General features: G+C 56.4%; 20 protein-coding genes. 10 read left to right on the forward strand and 10 right to left on the reverse strand.

The features are described 5' to 3' along the window. The first annotated feature begins 227 nt into the window (after positions 1 to 227). The 3 genes from IAE50_RS10240 (at position 228) to IAE50_RS10250 (ending at position 3,196) form a co-directional block, all read left to right on the forward strand. Entirely contained in the window at positions 228 to 1,151 is a 924-nt protein-coding gene (locus IAE50_RS10240; protein WP_042713059.1) for a LysR substrate-binding domain-containing protein, read from the forward strand. Positions 1,152 to 1,298: 147 nt separating this feature from the next. Next, entirely contained in the window at positions 1,299 to 1,991 is a 693-nt protein-coding gene (locus IAE50_RS10245) for a DUF2076 domain-containing protein (RefSeq protein ID WP_200580200.1), read from the forward strand. A 236-nt stretch (positions 1,992 to 2,227) separates the two neighbouring features. Next, on the forward strand, positions 2,228 to 3,196 hold the full coding sequence (locus tag IAE50_RS10250; RefSeq protein ID WP_200580201.1) for a YiiG family protein: 969 nt from the start codon (positions 2,228 to 2,230) through the stop codon (positions 3,194 to 3,196). A gap of 79 nt (positions 3,197 to 3,275) precedes the next feature. Here the strand turns inward: IAE50_RS10250 and IAE50_RS10255 are convergent, their stop codons facing one another. From IAE50_RS10255 to IAE50_RS10265, 3 genes are all read right to left on the reverse strand, one after another. Beyond that, the gene (locus tag IAE50_RS10255) at positions 3,276 to 4,967 is read right to left on the reverse strand and encodes a methyl-accepting chemotaxis protein (RefSeq protein WP_094419943.1); all 1,692 of its coding nucleotides are present in this window, start codon (positions 4,965 to 4,967) and stop codon (positions 3,276 to 3,278) included. 152 nt (positions 4,968 to 5,119) lie between these two features. Further along, entirely contained in the window at positions 5,120 to 6,238 is a 1,119-nt protein-coding gene (locus IAE50_RS10260) for an S-(hydroxymethyl)glutathione dehydrogenase/class III alcohol dehydrogenase (RefSeq protein WP_023478640.1), read from the reverse strand. A 31-nt stretch (positions 6,239 to 6,269) separates the two neighbouring features. After that, on the reverse strand, positions 6,270 to 6,545 hold the full coding sequence (locus IAE50_RS10265) for a metal/formaldehyde-sensitive transcriptional repressor (protein ID WP_200580202.1): 276 nt from the start codon (positions 6,543 to 6,545) through the stop codon (positions 6,270 to 6,272). Between the two features lie 429 nt (positions 6,546 to 6,974). Between IAE50_RS10265 and IAE50_RS10270 the strand changes: the two genes are divergently transcribed. Further along, complete coding sequence (locus IAE50_RS10270; RefSeq protein ID WP_148285608.1) at positions 6,975 to 7,316, forward strand: anti-adapter protein iraM; 342 nt, start codon at positions 6,975 to 6,977, stop codon at positions 7,314 to 7,316. Between the two features lie 89 nt (positions 7,317 to 7,405). On the opposite strand, the gene IAE50_RS10275 is transcribed toward IAE50_RS10270, so the two are convergent. Next, positions 7,406 to 8,731, reverse strand: a complete 1,326-nt coding sequence (locus IAE50_RS10275) for an MFS transporter (RefSeq protein WP_200580203.1) — start codon at positions 8,729 to 8,731, stop codon at positions 7,406 to 7,408. Between the two features lie 221 nt (positions 8,732 to 8,952). After that, complete coding sequence (cybB, locus tag IAE50_RS10280; RefSeq protein WP_054803634.1) at positions 8,953 to 9,486, reverse strand: cytochrome b561; 534 nt, start codon at positions 9,484 to 9,486, stop codon at positions 8,953 to 8,955. Positions 9,487 to 9,657: 171 nt separating this feature from the next. Here cybB and IAE50_RS10285 point away from each other — a divergent pair, with 171 nt between their 5' ends. Beyond that, on the forward strand, positions 9,658 to 10,584 hold the full coding sequence (locus IAE50_RS10285) for an alpha/beta hydrolase (protein WP_200580204.1): 927 nt from the start codon (positions 9,658 to 9,660) through the stop codon (positions 10,582 to 10,584). Between the two features lie 31 nt (positions 10,585 to 10,615). Here IAE50_RS10285 and aldA read toward each other — a convergent pair whose 3' ends face one another. Continuing rightward, complete coding sequence (gene aldA / locus IAE50_RS10290) at positions 10,616 to 12,055, reverse strand: aldehyde dehydrogenase (protein WP_200580205.1); 1,440 nt, start codon at positions 12,053 to 12,055, stop codon at positions 10,616 to 10,618. A gap of 200 nt (positions 12,056 to 12,255) precedes the next feature. Next, positions 12,256 to 13,056 (reverse strand): YdcF family protein, encoded by an 801-nt coding sequence (locus IAE50_RS10295; protein ID WP_200580206.1) that lies wholly within the window; start codon positions 13,054 to 13,056, stop codon positions 12,256 to 12,258. Positions 13,057 to 13,389: 333 nt separating this feature from the next. Between IAE50_RS10295 and IAE50_RS10300 the strand changes: the two genes are divergently transcribed. From IAE50_RS10300 to IAE50_RS10315, 4 genes are read left to right on the forward strand one after another with little or no spacing between them, the layout of a single operon-like run. Beyond that, positions 13,390 to 15,042, forward strand: coding sequence for an MFS transporter (locus IAE50_RS10300; RefSeq protein ID WP_200133586.1), 1,653 nt, complete (start codon positions 13,390 to 13,392; stop codon positions 15,040 to 15,042). Positions 15,043 to 15,070: 28 nt separating this feature from the next. Next, positions 15,071 to 16,153: an HlyD family secretion protein gene (locus IAE50_RS10305; protein ID WP_200580207.1), complete on the forward strand. Its 1,083-nt coding sequence runs from the start codon at positions 15,071 to 15,073 to the stop codon at positions 16,151 to 16,153. Beyond that, positions 16,150 to 17,526: an efflux transporter outer membrane subunit gene (locus tag IAE50_RS10310; protein WP_200580208.1), complete on the forward strand. Its 1,377-nt coding sequence runs from the start codon at positions 16,150 to 16,152 to the stop codon at positions 17,524 to 17,526. The genes IAE50_RS10305 and IAE50_RS10310 overlap by 4 nt, the downstream gene beginning before the upstream one ends. Positions 17,527 to 17,552: 26 nt before the next feature. Continuing rightward, positions 17,553 to 18,212 carry an O-methyltransferase gene (locus tag IAE50_RS10315; protein WP_200580209.1) on the forward strand — a complete coding sequence of 220 codons (660 nt, stop codon included), beginning with the start codon at positions 17,553 to 17,555 and terminating at the stop codon, positions 18,210 to 18,212. Between the two features lie 289 nt (positions 18,213 to 18,501). Here IAE50_RS10315 and hrpA read toward each other — a convergent pair whose 3' ends face one another. After that, positions 18,502 to 22,404, reverse strand: a complete 3,903-nt coding sequence (gene hrpA, locus IAE50_RS10320) for an ATP-dependent RNA helicase HrpA (RefSeq protein ID WP_200580210.1) — start codon at positions 22,402 to 22,404, stop codon at positions 18,502 to 18,504. A gap of 203 nt (positions 22,405 to 22,607) precedes the next feature. On the opposite strand from hrpA, the gene azoR reads away from it, so the two are divergent. Continuing rightward, complete coding sequence (gene azoR / locus IAE50_RS10325; RefSeq protein WP_200580211.1) at positions 22,608 to 23,213, forward strand: FMN-dependent NADH-azoreductase; 606 nt, start codon at positions 22,608 to 22,610, stop codon at positions 23,211 to 23,213. A gap of 36 nt (positions 23,214 to 23,249) precedes the next feature. On the opposite strand, the gene IAE50_RS10330 is transcribed toward azoR, so the two are convergent. Beyond that, entirely contained in the window at positions 23,250 to 23,993 is a 744-nt protein-coding gene (locus tag IAE50_RS10330) for a lipopolysaccharide kinase InaA family protein (protein ID WP_200580212.1), read from the reverse strand. A 75-nt stretch (positions 23,994 to 24,068) separates the two neighbouring features. Next, positions 24,069 to 24,410: a YdbL family protein gene (locus IAE50_RS10335; protein WP_200133635.1), complete on the reverse strand. Its 342-nt coding sequence runs from the start codon at positions 24,408 to 24,410 to the stop codon at positions 24,069 to 24,071.

The following is a 24,410-nucleotide window of genomic DNA, read 5'->3' on the forward strand; positions in this document are numbered from 1 at the left end:
GTGTGATCGTGGCAAAAAACGCGCGTGTTCCGCTCGCATTCGAACATAACAAAAGATTATGAAACGCGGCGCGAACAAAACCCTGGAAACATGCTGGTTTCGTCACATTGCGGGCAGAATGTGTTTGTAACTCAAAAGGATTGGATGTTAATAATATTTTGCAAACTGGTTATCAAAATTAAATAAATCTGCGAGCCACCTTCGCCACTCGGTTTTAACATTATCTTATGGAAAAAAACGCTCTCTTTTCACAGCGCATCCGACTGCGCCACCTGCATACTTTCGTCGCGGTCGCGCAACAAGGAACATTGGGTCGCGCTGCTGAAACTCTTAACCTGAGCCAGCCTGCTCTCTCAAAGACCTTAAATGAACTTGAACAGCTTACCGGCAAGCGGCTATTTGAACGCGGACGCATGGGCGCGCAGCTTACCCACGTTGGCGAGCAGTTTTTAAGCCATGCGGTGCGGGTGCTGGACGCGGTCAATATTGCCGGGCAGTCGTTAAGCGATCAGGAAGAGAAAAACTGTGAGTTGATTCGCGTCGGCGCGCTTCCCACCGCCGCGCTGGGTATTTTACCGGCAGTGATAGGTCAGTTGCACAAGCAGCAACCGGATATCACCATTCAGGTGGCGACAGCCAATAATCCAATGCTGCTGGCCGGGTTGAAGACCGGCGAGCTGGATGTCGGTATCGGGCGCATGTCCGATCCGGACCTGATGTGCGGCTTACACTATGAGCTGCTGTTCCTGGAGTCGCTTAAACTGGTGGTGCGCCCGCGCCACCCGCTATTGCAGAGCACTGTCACCCTGAGCCGGGTGCTGGAGTGGCCGGTAGTCGTGCTGCCGCAGGGCACGGTGCCGCGGCAGAACGCCGAAGAACTGCTCGCCAGCCAAAACTGCACCCTGCCGACCGGCTGTATTGAAACCCTTTCAGCCTCTCTTTCACGACAGCTGACCGTTGAATATGACTATGTCTGGTTTGTTCCATCCGGGGCGGTGAAAGACGATCTGCGCCTCGGCTCCCTGGTGGCGCTGCCTATTCCGCCGCTGGGCATCGGCGATCCGATTGGCATTATCACCCGCGTCGACGCCCCGCTCTCTCCGGCGGTGCTTACCTTAATCAGCTATATCCGTAAAACGCTGCCCGATTAATGTTTCTCTGCTCTAAATCTGCTGTGAAAGAGGCTTGTTTACCTTTACCTGAAACCAATCTTAAACAAACATTTCAGCACGAGGACGCCAGCGAAAGGCGCTGATAGACTCAAAGGTACTCACGACAGCAAGAGGAAGATCATTGTTATGCAATATGATGAACAGCAGCTTATCAATGGGCTTTTTCAGCGCCTGAAACAGGCTGAACAACAAAACGGCCAGCGCGATGCGCAAGCCGAGCGGCAGATTGCTGAGCTGGTCAAACAGCAGCCAGCGGCACCCTACTATATGGCGCAATCGATGCTGATCCAGGAAGCGGCATTAAAACGTCTGCAGGCGCGGGTGCAGGAGCTGGAAAATCAGCTGGCGCAGCAGCAGAGCCAGCAGCCATCCGGCGGCGGGAGTTTCCTCAGCGGTCTGTTTGGCGGCAATAGAAACCAGCCTGCTCAGTCCGCGCAAAACTGGGGCGCGCCACCGGTGCAGCAGCAACCGCAGCAGTATGCCTCCCCGGCACCCACCGCGTCGCGCGGCAGCGGATTTATGGCGGGCGCACTGCAAACCGCCGCGGGCGTGGCGGGCGGTGTGGTGATCGCCGATATGCTGACCAGTATGTTTCACCACGCTCAGCCGCAAGAGATCGTGAATATCATCGAGGAACCCGCGGCTGCCGCAAGCGATGTCACGCAAAACGATGCCTTTAATTCCGATGCATTTAATAACGCTTCCGACACGCACTTTCTCGACAATAGCGATCCTTACCAGGCAGACAGCGCTGGCGATTATCAAAATGATGATTTCGGCAGTGACGATTTCAGTAACGATGACGACAGCTTTATTTAACGCTTAAATCACTTCCTGCGCCGGATAACACTGGGTTATCCGGCTCTTCACTGCATCCTGCACTGTTGTAACCGTAGGCCAGACAAGACATTCGCCTTGTTCTGCGCCGCTCGCCCCTCTCCCTACCAGATCCGGTAGTCTGCGCGAAGTGCATCATATATTGATGCTACGCTACGCAGCACTCACACCGGGTGGGTTCAAAAAAACACCATCATATGCTGAATATGGAGAAGGGAATGTTCGCAAAAACAATTGCTCGATCGCTGGCAGTTGCCGCCTGCTTGTTTGCGCTGTCGGCGTGTGACGATAAAAAAGCAGATGAGCCTCAACAAGCCTCGCAAAGCTCGGCAGAAAAAGCTGAGATCACAAAATATAACTCTTATATTGAGGCGGCTAATATGTCCTCCTCCTCATTTGGTGAGCAGCTGGAGCAGTATAAAAAATATATTGCTCCTGCCTTCTCCGGTGAAAAGTCGCGCAGCGATCTCTTCTTCCCCGGTTCTGACACCACCATCCCTCGCGTCAAGGATCTGTTAGATAAAGCCCACGCGATGGAGCCAGCGATGAAAGATCTCGATGACTCGGCCACTCGCTATAGCGAAGCGCTGGGGCAGGCTGAACCCGTTAACCGCGAACTCTATAACTACATCAACTCCAAAACCTATAAAAGCGACAACGGTGACAAAGGCCGCGAATTGCAGCCGAAGTTTATTAGTGCAATGGAGAAAGTGGTTGTCGCACAGGCAGATTTCTTAAATGCCATTGATAAAAAAGACCGCGAGCGTATTAAAGCCGAATACGAGAAAACGCCGAAAGATACCGCTGCTTATTACCGCATCGGCTCTATCTACTACCTGAAAGAGAGCATGGATGCCGCCAGCGGCTTTATTAATGGCGAAGGTTTAGGCGATAAGAAAGACGCCTTTAAGAAATCTCTCGATCAGTTCAACGACGCACTGACTGCGTATGACGCCAAAATGCGTGAGAGCAACAAAAAAGGGTGTTCAAGCCTGATCTTCACCGCTAACTCCTATCTCTCTACCGGTCGTGATGTCATTAGTCACACTGAAGATGGCACCTACGAAAAAGAGGCGAATGAGCCGAAGCAGTTCCACATGATGCAATCTACACAGGGAAATGATGTTCGCGATCTGATGCAGCATTACAACAATGTCATCAACGCGATCAATATCGGCACCTGCTAAGTTACTGCGTGCCTTAACGACAAAATAAAAGAGGCCGGATTATCCGGCCTCTTTTTTTATCTCAACGTTTATCTGAACGTCAGAAAGTTTCCCAGTTATCGCCGCTCGCCAGTGCCGGGCGCTGCGGGGTAAACGGTTTTGCCGTCGGCGTGGCGCTGCTCTGGCGCTGCGCCTCTGCGCCGTTCAGCCGGAATGCCCCAACCGCCTGCGTCAGCCGTGCGGCCTGCTCTTCCAGCGAGGTGGCGGCGGCGGTAGCTTCTTCAACCAGCGAGGCGTTCTGCTGCGTCACATTATCCATTTCGGTGATCGCCTGGCTTACCTGCGTGATGCCTTTGCTCTGCTCGTCCGATGCGGCGGCAATCTCCAGCATGATATCGGTCACGCGTTTAACGGCGGTCACGATCTCATCCATCGTTTCCCCGGCGGAAACCACTTCGCCGGAACCCTGCTCAATCAGGCTGACGGACTCGCTGATCAACGCTTCAATCTCTTTCGCCGCCTGAGCACTGCGGCTTGCCAAAGTACGCACTTCGCTGGCGACGACGGCAAAGCCGCGACCCTGCTCACCGGCACGCGCGGCTTCCACTGCGGCGTTGAGCGCCAGGATATTGGTCTGGAAGGCGATGCTGTTAATCACGGCGGTAATTTCAGAGATTTTGCGCGAACTGGTGGTGATATTACCCATGGTCTGCACGACCCCAGAGACAATCTGGCCACCTTTCGTCGCTTTACCCGACGCGTCGCGCGCCAGACCACTGGCGTGATGCGCGTTATCCGCGTTCTGCTTCACGGTCGCGGTGAGCTGCTCCATGCTGGCGGCGGTCTCTTCAATCGCTGCCGCTTGCTGCTCGGTACGCGAAGAGAGATCGGTGTTACCGGCAGAGATTTCGCTGGTCCCGCGGTAGATCTCTTCAGCACCCTGGCGCACGGTGGCAACGGTGGTAACCAGTGAGTGCTGCATGGCTTGTAAGTCGTGGCTCAGACGCCCAATCTCGCTGCGGCCTGTCGGTTCGTCCGGCAGCGTCAGATCGCCGGAGGCGATACGTGAAATACGCTGGGCGGCGCGCTGCAACGGATTAATGACCACACGACGCAGTACGGTAAAGGTGATGATGGTCAGCACCAGTGCAAAAGCAAACGCGGCGGCCATAAAGATTAGGCCAAGCTGCGTGCGGCTGTGGGCTTCCTCTTTCAGGTGCTGCGCGCGTTCGGTGCGGATCTCAATCGCTTTCAACAATACGGCGTTGTAGGCATCATCCAGCTGGCGCGCCTGCTCGCTTTCATGGTTGATAATCGCTTCAAACATGCCGTTTTTGGCATACTTCAGCATCGGCTGCAGCCCGGCAGTGTAGGCGTCGAAACGGGCGGTAAGATCGTTATCCAGCGTCAGGTCGGCCTCGGTTTTCACCGGGCGATCCATATATTGTTTAAAGTTTTCCTGCGACTGTTTAATGCGCTTTTCCGCTTCGGCGATGTTGGTTTTCACATCCTCCATTTCGGCGATACGGCTTGCAGCACCTGCGTGAATCAATTTAATTCGGGCGACGCGAAGGTTGTTGGAGCTGTTAGATAATCCCATGCGCACCTGGATCTCCTGCGTCACATCCTGCTGATCGCGGTCGGCTTGCATCAGGAAGTAACCCGCTAATCCGGAACTTAAGGCAAATAGCACCAAAATGCCGGAAAGGATAAAGGAAAATAGGGGAACCAGGCGAATATTGTGCATAAAACCAATGCCTTGTGTTTGTTGCATTGCTGCTTTGTTATCCATGGCGTCGACTCTCGTATTAGTCTGCTAAGTACAAAGGAATGATATATAGGCATCGGCAATAATTGGATTTTTCTTATGGTGAAAAGCGCAACGGCGGTCACAGATTTGGAGTTTGGTTGCGCCAGCGGAGGGCCCGCTGGCGCGAAGGGAGATTACTTTTCGCCGAAATGGATCACGGTGCGGATCGATTTGCCTTCATGCATCAGATCGAAAGCTTCGTTAATTTTGTCCAGCGGCAGACGGTGAGTGATGAACGGGTCGAGACGGATTTTGCCCGCCATCGCATCTTCCACCATGCCCGGCAGCTGGCTGCGGCCTTTAACGCCGCCAAATGCAGAGCCGCGCCATACACGACCGGTGACCAGCTGGAACGGACGAGTGCTGATCTCCTGGCCTGCGCCCGCCACACCGATAATGACGCTTTCGCCCCAACCTTTGTGGCAGCACTCAAGCGCTGCGCGCATGACATTCACGTTGCCAATACATTCAAAGCTGTAATCAACGCCGCCATCGGTCATTTCCACAATCACTTCCTGAATCGGGCGATCGTGATCTTTCGGGTTGATAAAGTCGGTCGCGCCCATCTCTTTCGCCAGCGCGAATTTATCCGGGTTGGTATCAATTGCCAGGATGCGGCCCGCTTTTGCCTGTACCGCGCCCTGAATGGCTGCAAGCCCGATACCGCCGAGGCCAAAGATGGCAACGGTATCGCCCTCTTTCACTTTCGCCGTGTTATGTACCGCGCCAATGCCGGTGGTAACGCCGCAACCCAGCAGGCAGACCTTATCCAGCGGCGCTTCTTCGTTGACCTTCGCCAGAGAGATCTCTGCACAGACGGTATATTCGCTGAAGGTGCTGGTGCCCATGTAGTGATAAATCGGCTCGCCGTTATAGGAGAAACGGGTGGTGCCGTCCGGCATCAGACCTTTACCCTGCGTGGCACGCACGGCCTGGCAGAGGTTGGTTTTGCCCGATTTACAGAATTTGCACTCGCCACACTCGGCGGTGTACAGCGGAATAACATGGTCGCCCGGTTTCAGGCTGGTGACGCCCTCGCCCACTTCCACAACGATACCGCCGCCTTCATGACCGAGCACCGCCGGGAAAACGCCTTCCGGATCGTCACCAGAGAGGGTAAAGGCATCGGTATGGCAAACACCGGTGTGCGTAATGCGAACCAGCACTTCCCCTTTCTTGGGTGGCGCAACGTCGATCTCGACAATCTTGAGGGGTTGGCCTGGCCCGAAGGCTACAGCTGCACGTGATTTCATCTCGCTTTCCTTTTTATGTATACGGTGTTGCTTATTTTAGATAAGAGCGTAGCAGATGGCCGACTTCTGCCATCCGCACTGCGCGTTGATTGGCGGTGGTCTCGCCGGCGACCAGCTCATCTTTCAGGTGAATTTCAACCATTTCGCCCATCAGGCCATTGGCTGCGCCGCGCACGGCGGCGATTTGTTGCAAAATTGCGATGCAGGGTTCGCCGTTTTCCAGCGCCCGCTCCAGCGCGTCAACCTGGCCGCGAATACGCCGCACCCGCGTCAGCACGCGTTTTTTATCTTCAGGTGAATGGGGCATAGAACCTCCTGGATACTATAGGGGGGTATGGTAACGTAGTGGCGATGGTCATGCAAACGAACGTTTAGGGGAGGAAAACGAGTATGGCTGTTAAAGCGCCAGAGCGGCCAATGGTGTTAATTATCCTGCTCGTCGCCTGACCCTCAGAGGGATTAATTATGAATTGATAACTCGCTAGCATCACAAAAGATAATAGCTAAAAGGGAGTTTTGGCCTGTCAGCAAAATAACCATATATTAACTCAGGTTATTAATTTCACAGAACACTTTCCCCGTTAGCATGTTTCAGCGCACAACTTAGCGTAAAAATTTTTAAATATTATTCTCGTTTAGCATATTGAACTTAAATTAACGTTTCGCTTAGGTTCTTTCTATATTGTTTGCTAAGATTCTTCCTGGCGAATGAGTAGATATTATGTAAGGAAGATGTATGCGCTGGAATATTACGGATATGTTAGTTTCCCCTGCCACAGGCACGGCATTTGCTTTAGCCAGGACACAGCAGGACAAAGCGGTGATTGTCTGGTACCGGGGCCACTATTTCCTGCGCCCGGGGAATATATTAGTTACTGATTCAAAAGGAATTATCATAGATGGCAGAATGCATGAATTCAAAGTTATCCATACCATGCCCTATTTCCCAACCATCTGGAATACTTTAAAAAATAGTTGCTCATGTCCAGGGAATGATAATATTTCTTTGCGCGAATGTGATAAACAAAACGAATGCTTATTTCCGCTGTGCCCCTATGGGATAAAACTTTCCACCTAAGTGCTTTCGCAGTGGATATATTATATTTCACAGCGAGAATATATCGATCATTTTATAACCCGGCGAGATAATCCCCACCGGGCATTATTTTAACGTTTTAAAGGTTGTCCGGCCGTTTCACGGGCGCGCATCACCGTAATGAAGGTGATTAACGCAGCCCCCATGACATAGAAGGCGGGTGAAAACTTATCGCCTGTCGACGTGATAAGCCACGCGGAGAACCACGGCGTGATGCCGCCAAAGAAGGCGACGGCAAAGTTATAGGCAATCGACAGGCCGCCGTAGCGCACGTTGGTTGGAAAGAGCTCGGCCATCGCCGCCGTGCAGGCGCCATCAAAGGCCGCGATAAACGCGCCGAGCATCACCATCGCCAGCACCGCTGACAGCACATCGCCATTGGCCATGATCATCATCGCCGGGTAACTCAGCAAAATAAACCCCGCACAACCCGCCAGCATCAGCGGCTTACGGCCGTACTTGTCAGAGAGATAACCCATAAACGGCACCAGCACCGCAACGGAGAAGAGGCCAATGGTGGTGATGGCGTAAGCGTTTAATTTACTGAAATGGAGCTCCGTGGCGAGATAGCTCGGCATAAACGTTTGTAGCGTCCAGTGCCCCACCGCTTTGATCACCACAAACCCGACACAGAAGAGCAGAGCGCGCCAGGCAGTGGTTACCGCTTTGCGCAGCGGCGCGGTTTCAATCTGCCCGCTTTTCATCGCCTCGAGAAATTCCGGCGAATCTTCCAGATGCCTGCGCAGATAGAGCCCGACCCAGCCGAGCGGCCCGGCGATCAGGAAAGGAATGCGCCAGCCCCAGTCGTTCATGGTGCTCTCGCCGAGTGTCGCGGTGAGCAGAAACACCAGCCCGGAGCCGACGACAAATGCCATAAAACCAAAGTTGTCGATCCAGCAGGTGAAATAACCGCGTCTGGCGGTCGGAGCGTACTCAGCCAGATACGTTGTGGCGCCCGAGCTTTCACCGCCTGCGGCAAAGCCCTGCACCAGGCGGGTGATCACCAGCAGTACCGTGGCGGTGATCCCAATCTGGTGATAGGTCGGCAGCAACCCCATCACAAAAGTTGCACCCGAGGTGAGCAAAATCACCGTTGCCAGCACCTTCTGCCGCCCTTTGCGATCGCCCAGCGAGCCGAAGAATAGCCCACCGAGCGGGCGCATGATAAACCCGGCACCAAACACCGCGAAAGATGAGAGCAGCGCAACGCTGGGGCTGGAGGATTGAAAAAATTGCAGACCGATAATAGCCGCCAGCGTGCCGTAGAGACCGAAATCAAACCACTCCACAAAATGCCCGATGCCGGTGGCAAGCAGAACTTTACGTAATTTGCGCGATCCGCCGGCCTGCGCATCGGCAGCCACCCGGTCGAATGATTCCTGTACTGGCTGTGTCATTTGCCTCTCCCGCTCTCGATAGTGTTTCTATAATAGATATACTATCTACACTGCTTGTTCGAATTTCGCCCACAGGCGATGATAGAAAATGTGATTTCTCCCCAGCTTTTTCTTACAAAAATCAGGCGGGATCACAGCATTCTGGGGCAAGTTACGCAAAAACGGGTAAGAAATTTCGCAGGGGGTGCAGCCCGGTCACGGATGTCACCGGGCAGAAGGCGTTATCGTTCGCGCTTTTTCGGCATCATACGCAGCAGCGTATTGTCCTTGAAAAAGTAATGGTGCAGCAGTGCGGCAGCGGCATGCAGGCCAACAATAAAGTAACCGAGCGTGGCGAGAAGCTCATGGTACTCCTTGAGCGTGTCGACCAGATCGAAATTAGCCTCGGCGGCGTGGGGCATCGGCAGGCCGAAGGCGATCCACGGGCCGCCGCGGTTATACATCATCAGCAGGCCCAGCAGCGGCAAGGCGATAAACAGCAGATAAATCGCCAGATGCCCGAGGTGCGCCAGCCCGGTCATCATCGCGGAAGGTTTGGGCGTAATAGGCGGTGCCGGATGTTTTAGCCGCACCAGTAGCCGCGCAACCATCAGCACGAGAACAGAGATACCGCATGAGACATGGACAATATTGAAATATGGCCGGTAACTGCGCGGCGCAAATCCGCGAAACTCCATGGCGCAGTATGCGCCGACGACCAGCAGCACCACCAACCAGTGGATGGCGATCTGCGGGCCGGAATAGTTGCTACGCATAAGAAACCCCTGAAAGAACGAACCGGCCTTCAACATAACGGGGTTTCCTTAAAAATTCATTAACTTTTCTGTATCACTTTTCAGCCACTTAGCGCGTACGCAGCGCGTATGGTTTGCGCAGTAAAACCCGACAACGTAATACTGAATAAGTACAAAACATAAGGAGCCTGTGTGGATAATCTGACGCCGCAAACACTACTGAGTTTAATGGAGCACGCCGTCGCGCGCGCCATCACGTTTCCCGTCTGGCCGCAGGGCGAAGCGCCAGGAGCGAAGGTCAGCCCGATACAATTTCAGCTGGAAACAGAACATACCGGCCCCTCGCCGTTCGATCGCTCGGTGACGGGCGTGCGGGCACCGGAAATCACCGTTTATGCGCCGCAGCACCCTAACGGTGTTGGCATTCTGGTCACGCCCGGCGGCTCTTATCGCCGCGTGGTGCTGGATAAAGAGGGCAGCGCCCTCGCCCCTTTCTTTAATGAACGCGGTTATACCCTATTTGTGATGACCTACCGCTTCCCCGGTGATGGCCATGCGGAGGGGGCAGACGCGCCGCTGGCAGATGTGCAGCGGGCAATGCGCCTTATCCGCGCCCAGGCGGAGCGCTGGCAGCTTGATGCCGACAAACTTGGCGTGATGGGCTTTTCCGCTGGCGGCCATGCGGCGGCGAGTCTCGGCACGCGTTACAACGATTCGGTCTATACGCCGCTGGATGCAATTGATGCGCAGAGCGCCCGCCCGGCGTTTATGGCGCTGGTCTACCCTGTGATCACTATGCATGCCGATATCGATCATCCGATGTCGCGCCAGCAACTGATTGGCGATACGCCCGATGAGGCGCAGATCCGCCGCTACTCCGCCGAGGAGCAGGTCAACAGCCAGACGCCGCCGACCTTTTTGCTGCATGCGGTCGACGACCCGGCGGTAAAAGTGGAAAACAGCGTGGTGATGTTCTCCGCACTGCGCCGCCTCGGCGTGCCGGTGGAGATGCATCTGTTTGAGGAGGGAAAACATGGGTTTGGTATTCGCGATGCGCTGGGCTTGCCGGTTGCCGTCTGGCCGGAGTTGATGATGGCGTGGATCGAAACCAAGGTGTGAAAACGCCCCCGCGACTGCGGGGGCAGGCTTATCACGATTGCAGGTAAACCACCTGGGTTTGCAGATATTCATTCAGGCCGTGGCGGCCATCCGCGCCGCCAATGCCGGATTTGCGCCAGCCCGCGTGGAAACCCTGCATCGCTTCAAAGTTCTCGCGGTTGATGTAGGTTTCGCCGAACTTCAGCCCGCGCACCGCTTTCATCGCCTGGTTGAGATCGCGGGTGTAGATCGAAGAAGTGAGGCCAAAGTCGCTGTCATTGGCCATCGCCAGCGCTTCATCAAGCGTGTCGAATGCGACTACCGGCAGCACCGGGCCAAAGGTCTCCTCGTGCATAATCGCCATCTCCTGCTTTACATCCAGCAGCAGCGTCGGCGGATAGAAGTACCCTTTTCCTGCAACCTTTTCGCCGCCGAGGACAACTCGCGCCCCTTCGGCGACGGCGTGCGCCACCTTCTCCTCCACTCGCTGCAAAGCCGCAGCATTGATAAGCGGCCCCATCGCAATGTCGTTGCGCTGCGCCGGATCGCCAAACTGCACCGCTTTCATCGCTTCGCCGAGGCGGTTGACGAAACGGTCATAAATCCCCTTCTGCACATAGACGCGCTCGGCACAGTTACACACCTGCCCGGTGTTGATCACTCTTGAATCAACAATCGCTTTCACCGCCAGCTCAAGGTCGGCATCATCGAGCACAATCGCCGGTGCTTTACCGCCCAGCTCGAGGCACACTTTGGTGATATTTTTTGCCGCCGCCGCCATGATCTTCTCCCCCGCGCCGACGCTGCCGGTCATGCTCACCATCGCCACTTTCGGGTTACCCGCCAGCTCCTGTCCGACGGTTTCGCCGCGCCCGAGCACCAGGTTGAAGACCCCTTTCGGTAAGCCAACTTGCTCAACGATTTTGGCGAATGCAATAGCGTTACTCGGAGTAAATTCGCTGGGTTTGATGACAATGGTGTTGCCAGTGATAAGCGCAGGAGCCATTTTGCGGGCGATAAGGAAAAACGGAAAGTTCCACGGCAGAATGCCGGTGGTCACGCCCAGCGCGCGTTTGAAGACAAAGATATTCTCGTTCGGGCGGTCGCTTTGCAGGATCTCGCCTTCGTAACGGCGCGCCCACTCGGCCATATAGTCGATGTAATCGGCGGTGAAAGAGACTTCGACATCGGCGAGCTGCTGGATTTTGCCCCCTTCGGCGACAATCAGTGCGCTGATCTCGCTAGCTTTATCACGAATGCCGGCGGCGATTTTTCGCAGCCAGCCGGCACGCTCAATGGCGGGCAGCGATTCCCAGCCGGGCTGTGCCCGCTCGGCGGCCTCGATGGCTTTACGTGCATCTTCGGCGCGTCCGTCTGGAATACGCGCGAGAACCTCTTCCGTTGCCGGATTGATCACATCAAGCCAGCCTTCGCCCTGCCAGCTGACAAATTGCCCATCAATAAACATCGGGTGTTGTACGGGTGCTGTCATGATCTGCTCCTGTAATGGCATTGTTTTTAAAAAGCTAACGTGTTGTTAAAAATCTATCGCCGCAGCGGGCGATGCCGAGGCTCAGGAGCAACTTTTGTGAGGGAACGCAAAAAAGCGGCGGGAAAAGCGAACAAAAAATTATGCGTTTAGAAGATGGCGCTGCCCGTTTGCGCCACAGCTGACGCAAACGGGCATTGGCTTTACAGCGCGCGCTGGGATAAGGCCTCGGTGAGCTGAGAATCCGCCTGCAGGGTTTGCCAGGCCTGCTCAATCTCCGGCGGGAACTCAATATGCGCCAGGTAATCGCGGCCGTTAGGGCCATACCCGTTCGCGTCATCCCGCAGGCGCGGCACTTCCCCCATCAGCAGTGAAAGATAACGTTCAACGGGCCATAACCCGCGAACGCGAGGCTGGAAAGCCAGCCCATCCGGCGTATTGATCAACCGTGGCGTAAAGCCCGGCCAGCTGAACCAGTACGGTGCATTAGTACACTGCTGGCTGGCGCGGGCAAAGGTCGCCATCGTGCGTCGCTGCATGGTCGGGTCCTGAACGATCACCGCCGTTTTCGGCGCGATGTGCTGGCTTATCAACATATCGAGGCTGAAACGGGCATTCTCGCCGCTGTTGGTTGAGCGGTCTTCAATCAGTAGCTGGCTCTCATCAATTTTCCAGAACTGTCGCGCGATGTCGGCGAGAATAGCCGCTTCGCCGCGCCCGGTAGTACGAATCACGTTATAGCGTGGATGGCGGGCAATGGCTGAATAGAGGAATGTCGTTGAATGGCCCAAACCGCCGCTAATCAGCAGCGGTGTTTTTTGCGCCGCCGCCAGCCCGCAGGCCGCTTCAATGGTCGGAATAACGGCATTACCCGCCAGGATCACCACATCTGCCCGCACCGGCGACGGTTTGCCGGTGAAGTCATTTTGCGCCAGCCATTCACCGAGCGTATTAACGGCGGCAAGCGTCGGCTCAGGCAGAGCGGGAAATGTTGTTTTAAGCATGGAAACCTCCTTCACATTGCTGTCTCAAGCCTAACCGCACGCCGGAAGCTGAACAGAGGATCTCTCCTAATCGCGCTTTCACCCCCTACGCACCGCACAAAAAGAACACTTTTCGTGACAACGTCACACGTTAAATGACTATTTTTCCTCGCTTCCCCTACTGCGATGCAGCGCGTAATCTATATTTTTCTTATGCACTTGCATTGCATTTATGGGCGCACGTAGAATCGTTAGCCCCCTAACTATTCAGTAAGATAATCTTTAGGTCTTCATGCATAACCACACTCGATGTTTTTATCTGCCGTCTATCGTTACCCATGAGGTCAAAAAGTAATGTCTGAACCCAAACGCGACCCCTACGCGCCGCGTGAATGGGCCGCTCATGAAAAGCCGATGCTGCTCGGCTCTCCCTCAACGCCCTGGCACAGCACGCCGCGGCGCATCGCCTATGGCATCGTTGGTTTGCTGGTCTCCATGACCGGCGCACTGGGTAACGCGATGGTGACGGCGAACCTGCAAAATTTGCAGGGCACCTTTGCCGCCTGGTCAACGGAGATCGCCTGGCTCCCGGCGGTGTACGTGATGACCAACGTCTCCATCAACCTGCTGCTAGTGAAGTTTCGCCAGCAGTATGGCCTGCGGGCCTTTACCGAAGGGTTTCTGGTGCTCTATGTGCTGGTCACCTTTTTCCACCTCTTTATTAACGATCTCAGCTCCGCGCTGTTTGTGCGCGGTGCTCACGGCATGGTGGCCGCCGCGCTCAGCTCGCTTGGGATCTACTACCAAATTCAGGCCTGGCCGGCGAAGCACCGCCTGAAAGCGCTGACCATCGGCATTACCGGTTCGACGCTGGCGATCCCGATTGCCCGCCTCTTCTCGACCGAACTGCTGCAACTCGACGAGTGGCGCGGGCTCTATCTGTTTGAACTGGGGCTGGCGCTTATCTCGCTTGGCTGCGTGATAGCACTGAAGCTGCCGCCAGGCGACCGCAAGAAGGTGTTTGAGAAGAAGGATTTCATCACCTTCTTTCTGCTGGCCCCCGGCATGGCCCTGCTCTGCGCGGTGCTCTCCCTCGGGCGTCTCGACTGGTGGTTTGAAACGCCGTGGCTCGGCTGGGCGCTGGCCGGTGCGCTGGTGTTAATCGTCTCGGCGATTGTGTTTGAGCACAACCGGAAGAACCCGCTGCTCAACACCCGCTGGCTCTCCAGCGGCAGTATTGTGCGCCTCGGCCTGATTATGCTGCTGATCCGCATTGTGCTTGCCGAGCAGAACACCGGGGTTTTTGGCTGGTTGCAGTATGTTGGCCTGCAAAACGAACAGATGACCCGGCTGGCGTGGTCGATTCTGGCCGGGATTATCTGCGGGATTGTCGCCAGCTGCCTGACCATCAAACCGCAGCGCCTCGGCTGGCCTATTCTCACCGCGCTGGCGCTGATGATTGTCGCCTCGCTGATGGATAGCCAGTCAACCAGCCTGACGCGCCCGGATCAGTTGATGATAAGCCAGTTCCTCTTCGGCTTTGCCAGCGCCTTTTTTATCGCCCCTGCGATGCTGGCCGGGATTGGTGGTGTCATTGCCGAACCGCGCAACCTCGTCAGCTTCTCGGTGCTGTTTGGCATGAGCCAGAATATCGGCGGGCTGATGGGCTCGGCGATCCTCGGCACCTTTCAGACGTGGCGCGAAAAGTACCACTCAAGCATGCTGGCGGATCAGCTCACCACTCTTAACCCGCTGGTCAATGAGCGCCTGCAACTCTACAGCCAGATGTACCAGAGCATGATCGGCGATAGCAGCCTGCTCAGCGTGCAGGCGGTAACACAGTTGCAGACCGCCTCGACGCTGCAGGCGACGATACTGGCTTATAACGACACTTATATGCTGACGGCGAGCGTCGCTGCCGCCACGCTATTATGGATTGCATGGCGTTTGCTGCGCCTGCGTATTACCGCTCGTCTGGCCCTGAAACGGGCAACGGGTAACAAATAATAATGATGACATTACTGGAGTTCTTACTATGAGCCAGCAGGACGCCGCTAAAGAGCAGGCAAGTACCCGCAGCAACGTGCGCGTGGTGTCCCTTATGACCGCCGCGGCGATCGTCATCGTCGGCGTGCTGGTGATCCTTTACGCCTGGCAGCTGCCGCCGTTTACGCGCCATACGCAGTCGACGGATAACGCCTATGTGCGCGGGCAGACGACGTTTATCAGCCCGCAGGTGAATGGTTATATCACCGAAGTGCCGGTGCAGGATTTCGTCAATGTGAAAAAGGGCGACCTGATTATGCAGATTGACGACCGCATCTATCGTCAGCGCGTCGATCAGGCAAAAGCGACGCTGGCGATGAAGCGCGCTGCGCTGGAAAACAACCTGCAACAGCGCAAAAGCGCGCAGGCGGTGATCGCGCGGAATGAAGCGGCGCTCGCCAGTGCCAAAGCGCAGAACCTGCAGGCGCAGGCGGATTTAAAACGCGTCAAAGCGCTGACGGCGGATGGTTCCCTCTCTGTTCGCGAGCGTGATGCCGCGCTGGCAACTGCCGCACAGAACAGTGCCAATATCGCCCAGGCGCAGGCAACGCTGGAGATGTCGCGCCAGGATCTGCAAACCACCATCGTCAATCGCGCCTCGCTGCAGGCGGATGTGGAAAATGCCCAAGCGGCGCTGGAGCTGGCGCAGATCGATCTGCAAAACACGCGCATCGTCGCCCCGCGCGACGGCCAGCTTGGGCAGATCAGCGTGCGCCTCGGCGCGTATGTCACTGCCGGGACGCATCTCACCTCGCTGGTTCCTGCCCAGCGCTGGGTGATTGCCAACCTGAAAGAGACGCAGCTGGCCGATGTTGTTGTCGGCCAGCCGGTCACCTTTAGTGTCGATGCCCTTGATGGCCGCAGCTTTAACGGCCGGGTTGAGAGCATCTCCCCGGCAACGGGCGTGGAGTTCAGCGCCATCAGCCCGGACAACGCCACCGGCAACTTTGTCAAAATCGCCCAGCGTATTCCGGTGCGCATTCAGGTGGAGGGCAAAGCCGATGAGATTGCCCGTCTGCGCCCGGGGATGTCCGTGCAGGTGCATATTGATACACGGGAGGCGCAGCAATGAGGCGCTATCCGACGCTTATCGCGCTCAGCCTGCTGCTGGCGGGCTGCCAGTCGGTTGATGTGGAACGCGCGCAGCCGTCGTTACAGATCCCGGCGGCGTGGCGCAGCGAAAGCGGGCCGCTGAGTAAAGTCGACAGCGTCTGGTGGCGCAACTTTCACGACAGCCAGCTCAACCGCTATGTCGATCAGGCCCTGCGTTATAACAGCGATGTGCTGGTCGCTCGCGAGCGGGTTAATGAGTACCAGGCGCGAGTCTATGCAGCCAACGGCGCGCTATTTCCTGAAGTGGATGTCGGTCTATCCGGCACCCGCGCCCGTTCGCAATCGGCCGCTACCGGTCAGCCGGTGCACAGCACGCTCTATAAGGGCAATTTAACCGCCAGTTACGATGTCGATATCTGGGGAGCCAGCCGCAGCGCATCGCGGGCGGCAGAAGCGTCGCTGGAGGCACAAAAAGCGGCGGCTGCGGCGGCCGATTTAACCGTTGCCACCAATGTCGCCTCCGGTTATCTCACCCTGTTATCACTGGATGAGCAGCTGCGTGTCACGCGCTCGACGTTAAAAGCGCGGGAAGATGCCTGGCGGCTCGCCCGGCGTCAGTATGAAACCGGCTATACCTCGCGGCTGGAGCTGATGCAGTCGGATTCGGAACTACGCGCAACGCGGGCGCAAATCCCGCAACTGGAGCACCAGATTAGCCAGCAGGAGAATGCGCTCAGCGTGCTGCTTGGCAGCAACCCGGGGGCAATCCAGCGCGGCGATTTCCAGGCACTGACGCCGCTGTCGCTGCCAGCGCAGTTACCGTCAACGCTGCTTAACCGGCGGCCGGATATCGTGCAGGCCCAGCGCCAGCTGGTTGCCGCCGATGCCGGGCTTGCGGTATCGCAGGCGAAACTGCTGCCCTCGCTCAACCTGACCGCCAGCGGCAGTATGCAGGACGACACCCTGCCCGGCCTGCTCGATAACCCGCTGCGGCTGTGGAACATCGGCGGCAGCATTCTGGCGCCGCTGCTGAACCGCCAGGCGCTGAATGCACAGGTGGATGTCTCCATGTCGCAGCGCAACCAGGCGCTCTATGGCTATGAAAGTACCGTGCGCAATGCGTTCAGAGAGGTGAATGACAGCCTGGATGCCATCACCCGCCTCGGCGAGCAGTTGACAGAACTGGAAGGTCAGCAGCAGGTGGCGGAAGAGACGCTGCGCATTGCACAAAATCGTTACCAGAACGGCTACTCCTCCTACCTGACGGTGCTTGATGCGCAGCGCACGCTCTTGAGCGCGCAGCTCAACGCCGTGCAGGTGAAAAATAATCTGTTACTGGCGCAGGTGGATCTCTATCGCGCGCTGGGTGGAGGCTGGTCCGGTATGCAGTAATTCTCAACAACACCAGGAGTTATGCTATGCAGCAGAAATGGTCCGCGGTAGATGAGTACTTAGCACAACAGCTTCTCCCTGAAGATGAGGTTCTGACGCAGATCCTCGCCAATAACCGGCGCGCCGGGTTACCTGAAATTGATGTTTCGCCAATGCAGGGTCAGTTGCTGGCGCTGCTGGTGCGGATGACGCGCGCTAAACGCATTCTTGAGATCGGCACGCTGGGCGCTTACAGCACGGTATGGATGGCGCGAGAGTTGCCCTCCGATGGTGAATTACTGACGCTGGAGTTCGATGCGTTACATGCCGCGATTGCCAGGGAGAACATCGAATTTGCCGGGTTAACCCGCCAGGTGAAAGTTAAAGAGGGCCCGGCGCTGGAAACGCTGGAATCTCTTGGCGAGCGCCCGCCGTTCGATCTGATCTTTATTGATGCCGATAAACCCAATAACCCGAACTACCTGAAGTGGGCGCTGCACTATTCGCGTCCCGGCACGCTGATTATTGGCGATAACGTGGTGCGCGACGGCGAAGTCACCAATCCCGCCTCCACCGATGACCGGGTACAGGGGGTGCGCAAATTTATTGAGATGATTGGCGACAACCCGCACCTGACGGCGACGGCAATGCAGACCGTCGGCACCAAAGGATGGGATGGCTTTACGCTGGCATGGGTGAATTCGTAAAAACCGCAAGCCGGATAAGCGTAGCGCCATCCGGCAATGCTGCGCGGATGGCGAACTGTTCCGTTTGCTAAGGCATGGTTAACTGCCGGATGGCGGCTGACGCCTTATCCGGCCTACAAAACCATTGCGTGCGGGTAAATTCGATACCGTAGGCCGGATAAGCGTAGCGCCATCCGGCGATCCTGCGCGGATGGCGAACTGTTCCGTTTGCTAAGCCATGGTTAACTGCCGGATGGCGGCTGGCGCCTTATCCGGCCTACAAACCCATCGCGTGTGGCCTACAAAGGCATTACGCGCTAATCTGCTCCATTGCCTGCAAAATGCGTTTATCGGAGATAGGGTACGGCGTGCCAAGCTGTTGGGCGAAGAAGCTGACGCGCAGCTCCTCGATCATCCAGCGAACCGCCTTCACCTCTTCATCGTCACGACGCGCGGGCGGCAGCTTGTTGAGCCACTGCTGCCACGCCTGCTGCACCTGCTCCACTTTCAGCATCTGCGCCCGATCGCGGTGCGGATCGACCGCCAGCTTCTCCAGCCGTTTTTCAATCGCCTGAAGGTAACGCAGCGTATCGCCGAGGCGGCGGAAGCCGTTGCCGGTGACGAAACCGCGATAGACCAGCCCGTTCATCTGCGCTTTGATATCCGATAACCCCAGCGCCATGGTCATATCCACGCGTCCTTTCAGACGCTTGTTGATATTTAACACCGCCATCAGGATCTGTTCGACCTGTTTAGCGATCTCCACCACCGTGTCGTTGAGCTCGGCGCGCACTTTCTCATGCAGCGCGGCAAAGCCCTCCTCCGTCCACACCAGGCCGCCCGCTTCATCAATCAGTTTGTCGATACCACAGGCGATGCAGTCGTCAATCAGCTCCAGTACTTTACCGTACGGGTTGAAGTAGAGCCCCAGCTTGGCTTTGTTCGGCAGCTTCTCGTGCAGATATTTAATCGGCGACGGGATATTCAGCAGCAGCAGGCGGCGAATACCGGCCCACATCGCATTTTGCTGCTCCTGTGGGTTATCGAACAGCTTGATCGCCACGCTGTCGCGCTCATCAACCAGCGCTGGCCACGCCTTCACTTTGTAGCTGCCGCGCTTCTGCTCGTAGCTTTCCGGTAACTGACCAAAGCTCCAGATATGCAGCCCGCTCTGCTCAATGCCGTCATCGGCCACCGCCGAGAGCGTCTCCTGCACTTTGCCCTTCAGCTGCTCTTTCAATTCGCTCAGGGAGCGCCCTTCAAGCAGCTTCTTATTCTTGTCATCCACCACGCGGAAGGTGATTTTCAGATGATCGGGCACCTGATCCCAGTGCCAGTCGTCGCGATCGACGGTTACGCCGGTCATGCGGCGCAGTTCGCGCTCCAGCGCGTCGAGCAGCGGCATCTCCAGCGGCGTCACGCGGCCTAAAAACGCTTCGGCATAGTTCGGCGCGGGGACGAAGTTGCGGCGCGTCGGTTTCGGCAACGATTTGATCAGCGCAATCACCAGTTCGCGGCGCAGGCCGGGGATCTGCCACTCAAAACCGCTCTCCTCCACCTGATTGAGCAGCGGCAGCGGAATGTGTACCGTCACGCCGTCGGCATCCGCGCCCGGTTCAAACTGATAGCTCAGACGCAGTTTGAGGTTGCCCTGATGCCAGAAGTTCGGGTAATCGAGCTTGCTGACATTGTCCGCGCCCTCTTTGATCAGCATGCTCTTTTCAAAGTTGAGCAGATCCGGCGTTTCACGGCTCGCCTTCTTCCACCAGCTGTCGAAATGGCGGGCTGAAATGACCTCATGGCTGATGCGCTGATCGTAAAACTCAAACAGCGTCTCATCATCCACCAGAATGTCGCGGCGGCGGGATTTATGCTCCAGCTCCTCCACTTCGGCGCGCAGCTTCAGGTTGTCGCGGAAGAAGGCGTGGCGGGTTTGCCAGTCCCCTTCCACCAGCGCGTGGCGAATAAAGAGCTCGCGACACAGCGCCGGATCGATCTGGCTGTAATTGACCTTACGCGCGGCGACAATCGGCAGACCATAAAGCGTCACTTTCTCCATCGCCATCACGGCGCCCTGCGAACGCTCCCAGTGCGGTTCGCTCCAGGAGCGTTTAATCAGATGCTGCGCAACCGGCTCGACCCACTCGGGATCGATGCGCGCGGCAATGCGGCCCCACAGGCGGCTGGTTTCTACCAGTTCGGCCACCATCGTCCACTTCGGCGGCTTCTTGAACAGACCGGAGCCAGGGAAGATGGAGAAACGGGCGTTGCGCGCGCCGGTAAACTCCTGCTTATCGGCATCTTTCATACCGATATGCGACAGCAGCCCGGTAAGCAGCGCGATATGAATTTCGCGGTACTCTGCCGGTTCGCTGTTCACCGGGATCCCCAACTCTTTCACCACCTGGCGCAGCTGGGTGTAGATATCCTGCCATTCGCGCACGCGCAGGTAGTTGAGGTAATCGACGCGGCACTGGCGGCGGAACTGGTTTGAGGAGAGCGCTTTCTGCTGCTCGCCGAGGTAGTTCCACAGGTTCACAAAGGCGAGGAAATCGGACTCTTTGTCGTGGAAGCGCTGATGTTTTTCATCCGAGGCCTGTTTCTTATCCAGCGGCCGCTCGCGCGGATCCTGAATCGACAGCGCCGAGGTGATGATCATCGCTTCACGCACGCAGCCATGTTTCTGCGCTTCCAGCACCATGCGCGCCAGACGCGGGTCGACCGGCAGTTGCGACAGCTGGCGACCGAGCGGCGTCAGTTTATAGGCGGTCTGCTGCTCGTCGGTGGCAATTGCGCCAAGCTCTTCCAGCAGGCGCACACCATCCTGAATATTGCGTTTATCCGGCGCTTCGACAAACGGGAAAGCGGCGATATCGCCCAGCCCCAGCGCGGTCATCTGCAGGATAACTGATGCCAGGTTGGTACGCAGGATCTCCGGGTCGGTAAACTCCGGGCGCGAGAGGAAATCATCCTCCGAATAGAGACGAATACAGATCCCTTCCGAGACACGGCCGCAGCGCCCTTTACGCTGGTTGGCTGAGGCCTGCGACACCGGCTCAATCGGCAGACGCTGTACTTTGGTGCGGTAGCTGTAGCGGCTGATGCGCGCAGTACCGGGGTCGATCACATACTTAATGCCGGGCACGGTGAGCGAGGTTTCCGCTACGTTGGTTGCCAGAACAATGCGCCGCCCGCTGTGCGGCTGAAAGACGCGGTTCTGCTCGCTGTTGGAGAGGCGCGCATAGAGCGGCAAAATTTCCGTATGGCGCAGATCGCGTTTATTTAACGCATCTGCCGTATCGCGGATTTCGCGCTCGCCGCTCATAAAGATCAGAATGTCGCCGGCGCTTTCACGTCCCAGTTCATCCACGGCATCGAAAATCGCCTGGAGCTGGTCACGCTCGGTGTCATCCGCCTCTTCAACAATCGGGCGATAGCGCACTTCCACCGGATAGGTGCGCCCGGAGACTTCAATAATCGGCGCATTGTTAAAGTGGCGCGAGAAGCGCTCAGGATCGATGGTCGCCGAGGTGATGATGATTTTCAGATCCGGGCGGCGCGGCAGCAGCTCGCGCAGGTAACCGAGCAGAAAATCGATGTTGAGGCTGCGTTCGTGCGCCTCATCGATAATGATGGTGTCGTACTGCATCAGCAGCCGATCCTGCTGAATCTCTGCCAGCAGGATACCGTCCGTCATCAGCTTAACGAGGGTGTTGTCGCTGACATGATCGTTAAAGCGGACTTTATAGCCAACGCAGCCGCCCGGCTCGGTCTTCAGTTCTTCAGCAATACGGTTCGCCACGGTGCGCGCAGCAAGACGGCGCGGCTGAGTATGACCAATCAGCCCTTTGATTCCGCGCCCCAGCTCCATACAGATTTTCGGCAGCTGTGTGGTTTTACCGGAGCCGGTTTCACCGGCGACAATCACCACCTGGTTATCGCGTACCGCTTCGAGGATCGCCTGTTTCTTCTGGCTGACCGGCAGATTTTCCGGGTAGTCAATTACCGGGCGAGACGCTTCGCGCTGCGCCACTTTCGCCGCCGCCTGTGCTGCTTCTTCGGCGATCTGTTGTAACAAGGCCTGGTGAGATTCAGGATTTTTAACTTTCTTGCTGCCCTGCAGACGGCGGGCGAAGCGCTGTTTATCGCGCAGCATCAGCGTGTCGAGCTGCGCGTAGAGATCGTTAATAGTCAATTTTTGTTGTTCAGTCATAGATTTATCGGGCAGAGCACTGCCGGGAAACTGGATCAGTTTGCAATGTGCGTAGAATAGCACATCGCAACATCCCTTTTCTTGTTCAAGAAATTCGAACATGGGCTTCGATATATTGCGCTATTCATGATTGCGGATTGTGAATAGAGTGTGACGAATTCACGGGGGCAACCCAGCGTAAATACAACAAAGGAAACAACCCAATGGGTAAAGTATTAGTTCTTAAATCCAGCATTCTGGCAGGGTATTCTCAATCTTCGCAGCTCTCTGATTATTTCGTTGAACAGTGGCGCGCAAAGCACGCTGATGACGAGATCACCGTGCGCGATCTGGCTGCAAACCCGATTCCGGTGCTGGACGGTGAATTAGTTGGCGCGCTGCGCCCGAGCGATGCGCCGCTGACACCGCGTCAGCAGGAAGCGCTGTCACTCTCTGACGAGCTGATTGCTGAACTGCAGGCGCATGATGTGATTGTGATCAACGCGCCGATGTACAACTTCAACATCCCGACGCAGCTGAAAAACTACTTTGACCTGGTGGCGCGTGCGGGCGTGACGTTCCGTTACACCGAAAACGGTCCGGAAGGTCTGGTTATTGGCAAACGTGCGGTAATCGTCTCCAGCCGTGGCGGTATTCATAAAGATACCCCGTCTGACCTGGTTGCTCCGTACCTGACGCTGTTCCTCGGCTTTATCGGTATCACCGACGTCAACTTCGTCTTTGCTGAAGGCATCGCCTACGGTCCGGAAGTGGCGGCAAAAGCGCAGGAAGACGCGAAAGCGGCGATCGACAGCATCGTCGTCGCATAAGCGTTATACCTCTCTTCCCCCCGTGGAAGAGAGGTATTAAGCCTGTTTTAGCGCATTCACTTCGCGCATAAAGGTTCTGAAGTAGTAGTTAATCTTGCGTACCAACTCCTGCACCATAAACTCATTGAGCGGCATGCCCGGCGGATTAATGTGTGAGCTGTCAAAGTCGATCAGGCTAAAGCTGTCTGTTTGCGGATCGTAGAGAATATTGCCGAGATTAATGTCATTGTGATCGACCCCGGCGAGTTCAAGTTTTTTCGCTAGCTGCGTGGCTACATCTCCTTTTGCATATCTGGCGACAGCCCTTTCTGCAAGCCCGATATCCCCCTGCGCCAGAATGTCCGTCAGCGACGCTCCGCTGATTCTCCTGAGTTTTACTGAGACCGCTTTCTGCAGAGGATTGTCCGTCTTTCTCATCATCACATTTGCACTGCCTGCGCCGTAAAGACGATTAAACGCCGCCGCATTGTTCATTGCGCTACGCAAACGCCCTTTGCGATCGGGATCGACGATACCGCTGTAATCCTTCATCACGTACTCATCGTCATAGTGATAAACGCTGCCAATGGAACCCGTGGCGATCAGGTTTTCCGCTTTTCGATAGCGTTCATGTGCGTCAGATCCTGCTCCGCTCTTTGCCTGAGATGAATGACGTCTAAAGGGAGAGATAATTCTTTCAAATCCCCCGCGTAGCGCAGCGTGCTTTCTGACGGGCGCCTCCTCTTCCGGCTCTTGCCGAGCGGAAGGCATCGGCTGTGCGGGTTTTTTATAAGCGTACATGGGCATCATCTCCGGGTAAGAGCACCTTTTGATGATAGTGAAAAGCGCTATTCACCTGCGCGCTTTTCAGAGGTTTCACTGGCCCTGGTCGCCCGGTTTACGTAGCCACTTACCGTTAATGCCGCGCACATACTCACCCGGCTTTGCCCGCTCAACCAGCTTCTGCCCCGCCATATTGGCGACATCATCTACCGGAATATTGTTGCTATCCGCCAGCTGCTGATAGCTCTCGGTACGCGCTTTATTGATGCGTTCAACCAGCGCCAGCGTCTCGCGATCCTGACGCAGCGGTGCGATATAGCCGTTCAGCGTTTCGCCGACGCGGCCCTGGCTGCGCGCCTCATCCAGCGTGAGCGCCTGAGCGATGCCGCTGACCAGGCTTAGCGCGAGCAGTGCTCCTATGACTCGTTTTTTCAT

Origin of the sequence: Kosakonia sp. S42 (assembly GCF_016624785.1) — a bacterium.
GTDB lineage: Bacteria > Pseudomonadota > Gammaproteobacteria > Enterobacterales > Enterobacteriaceae > Kosakonia > Kosakonia cowanii.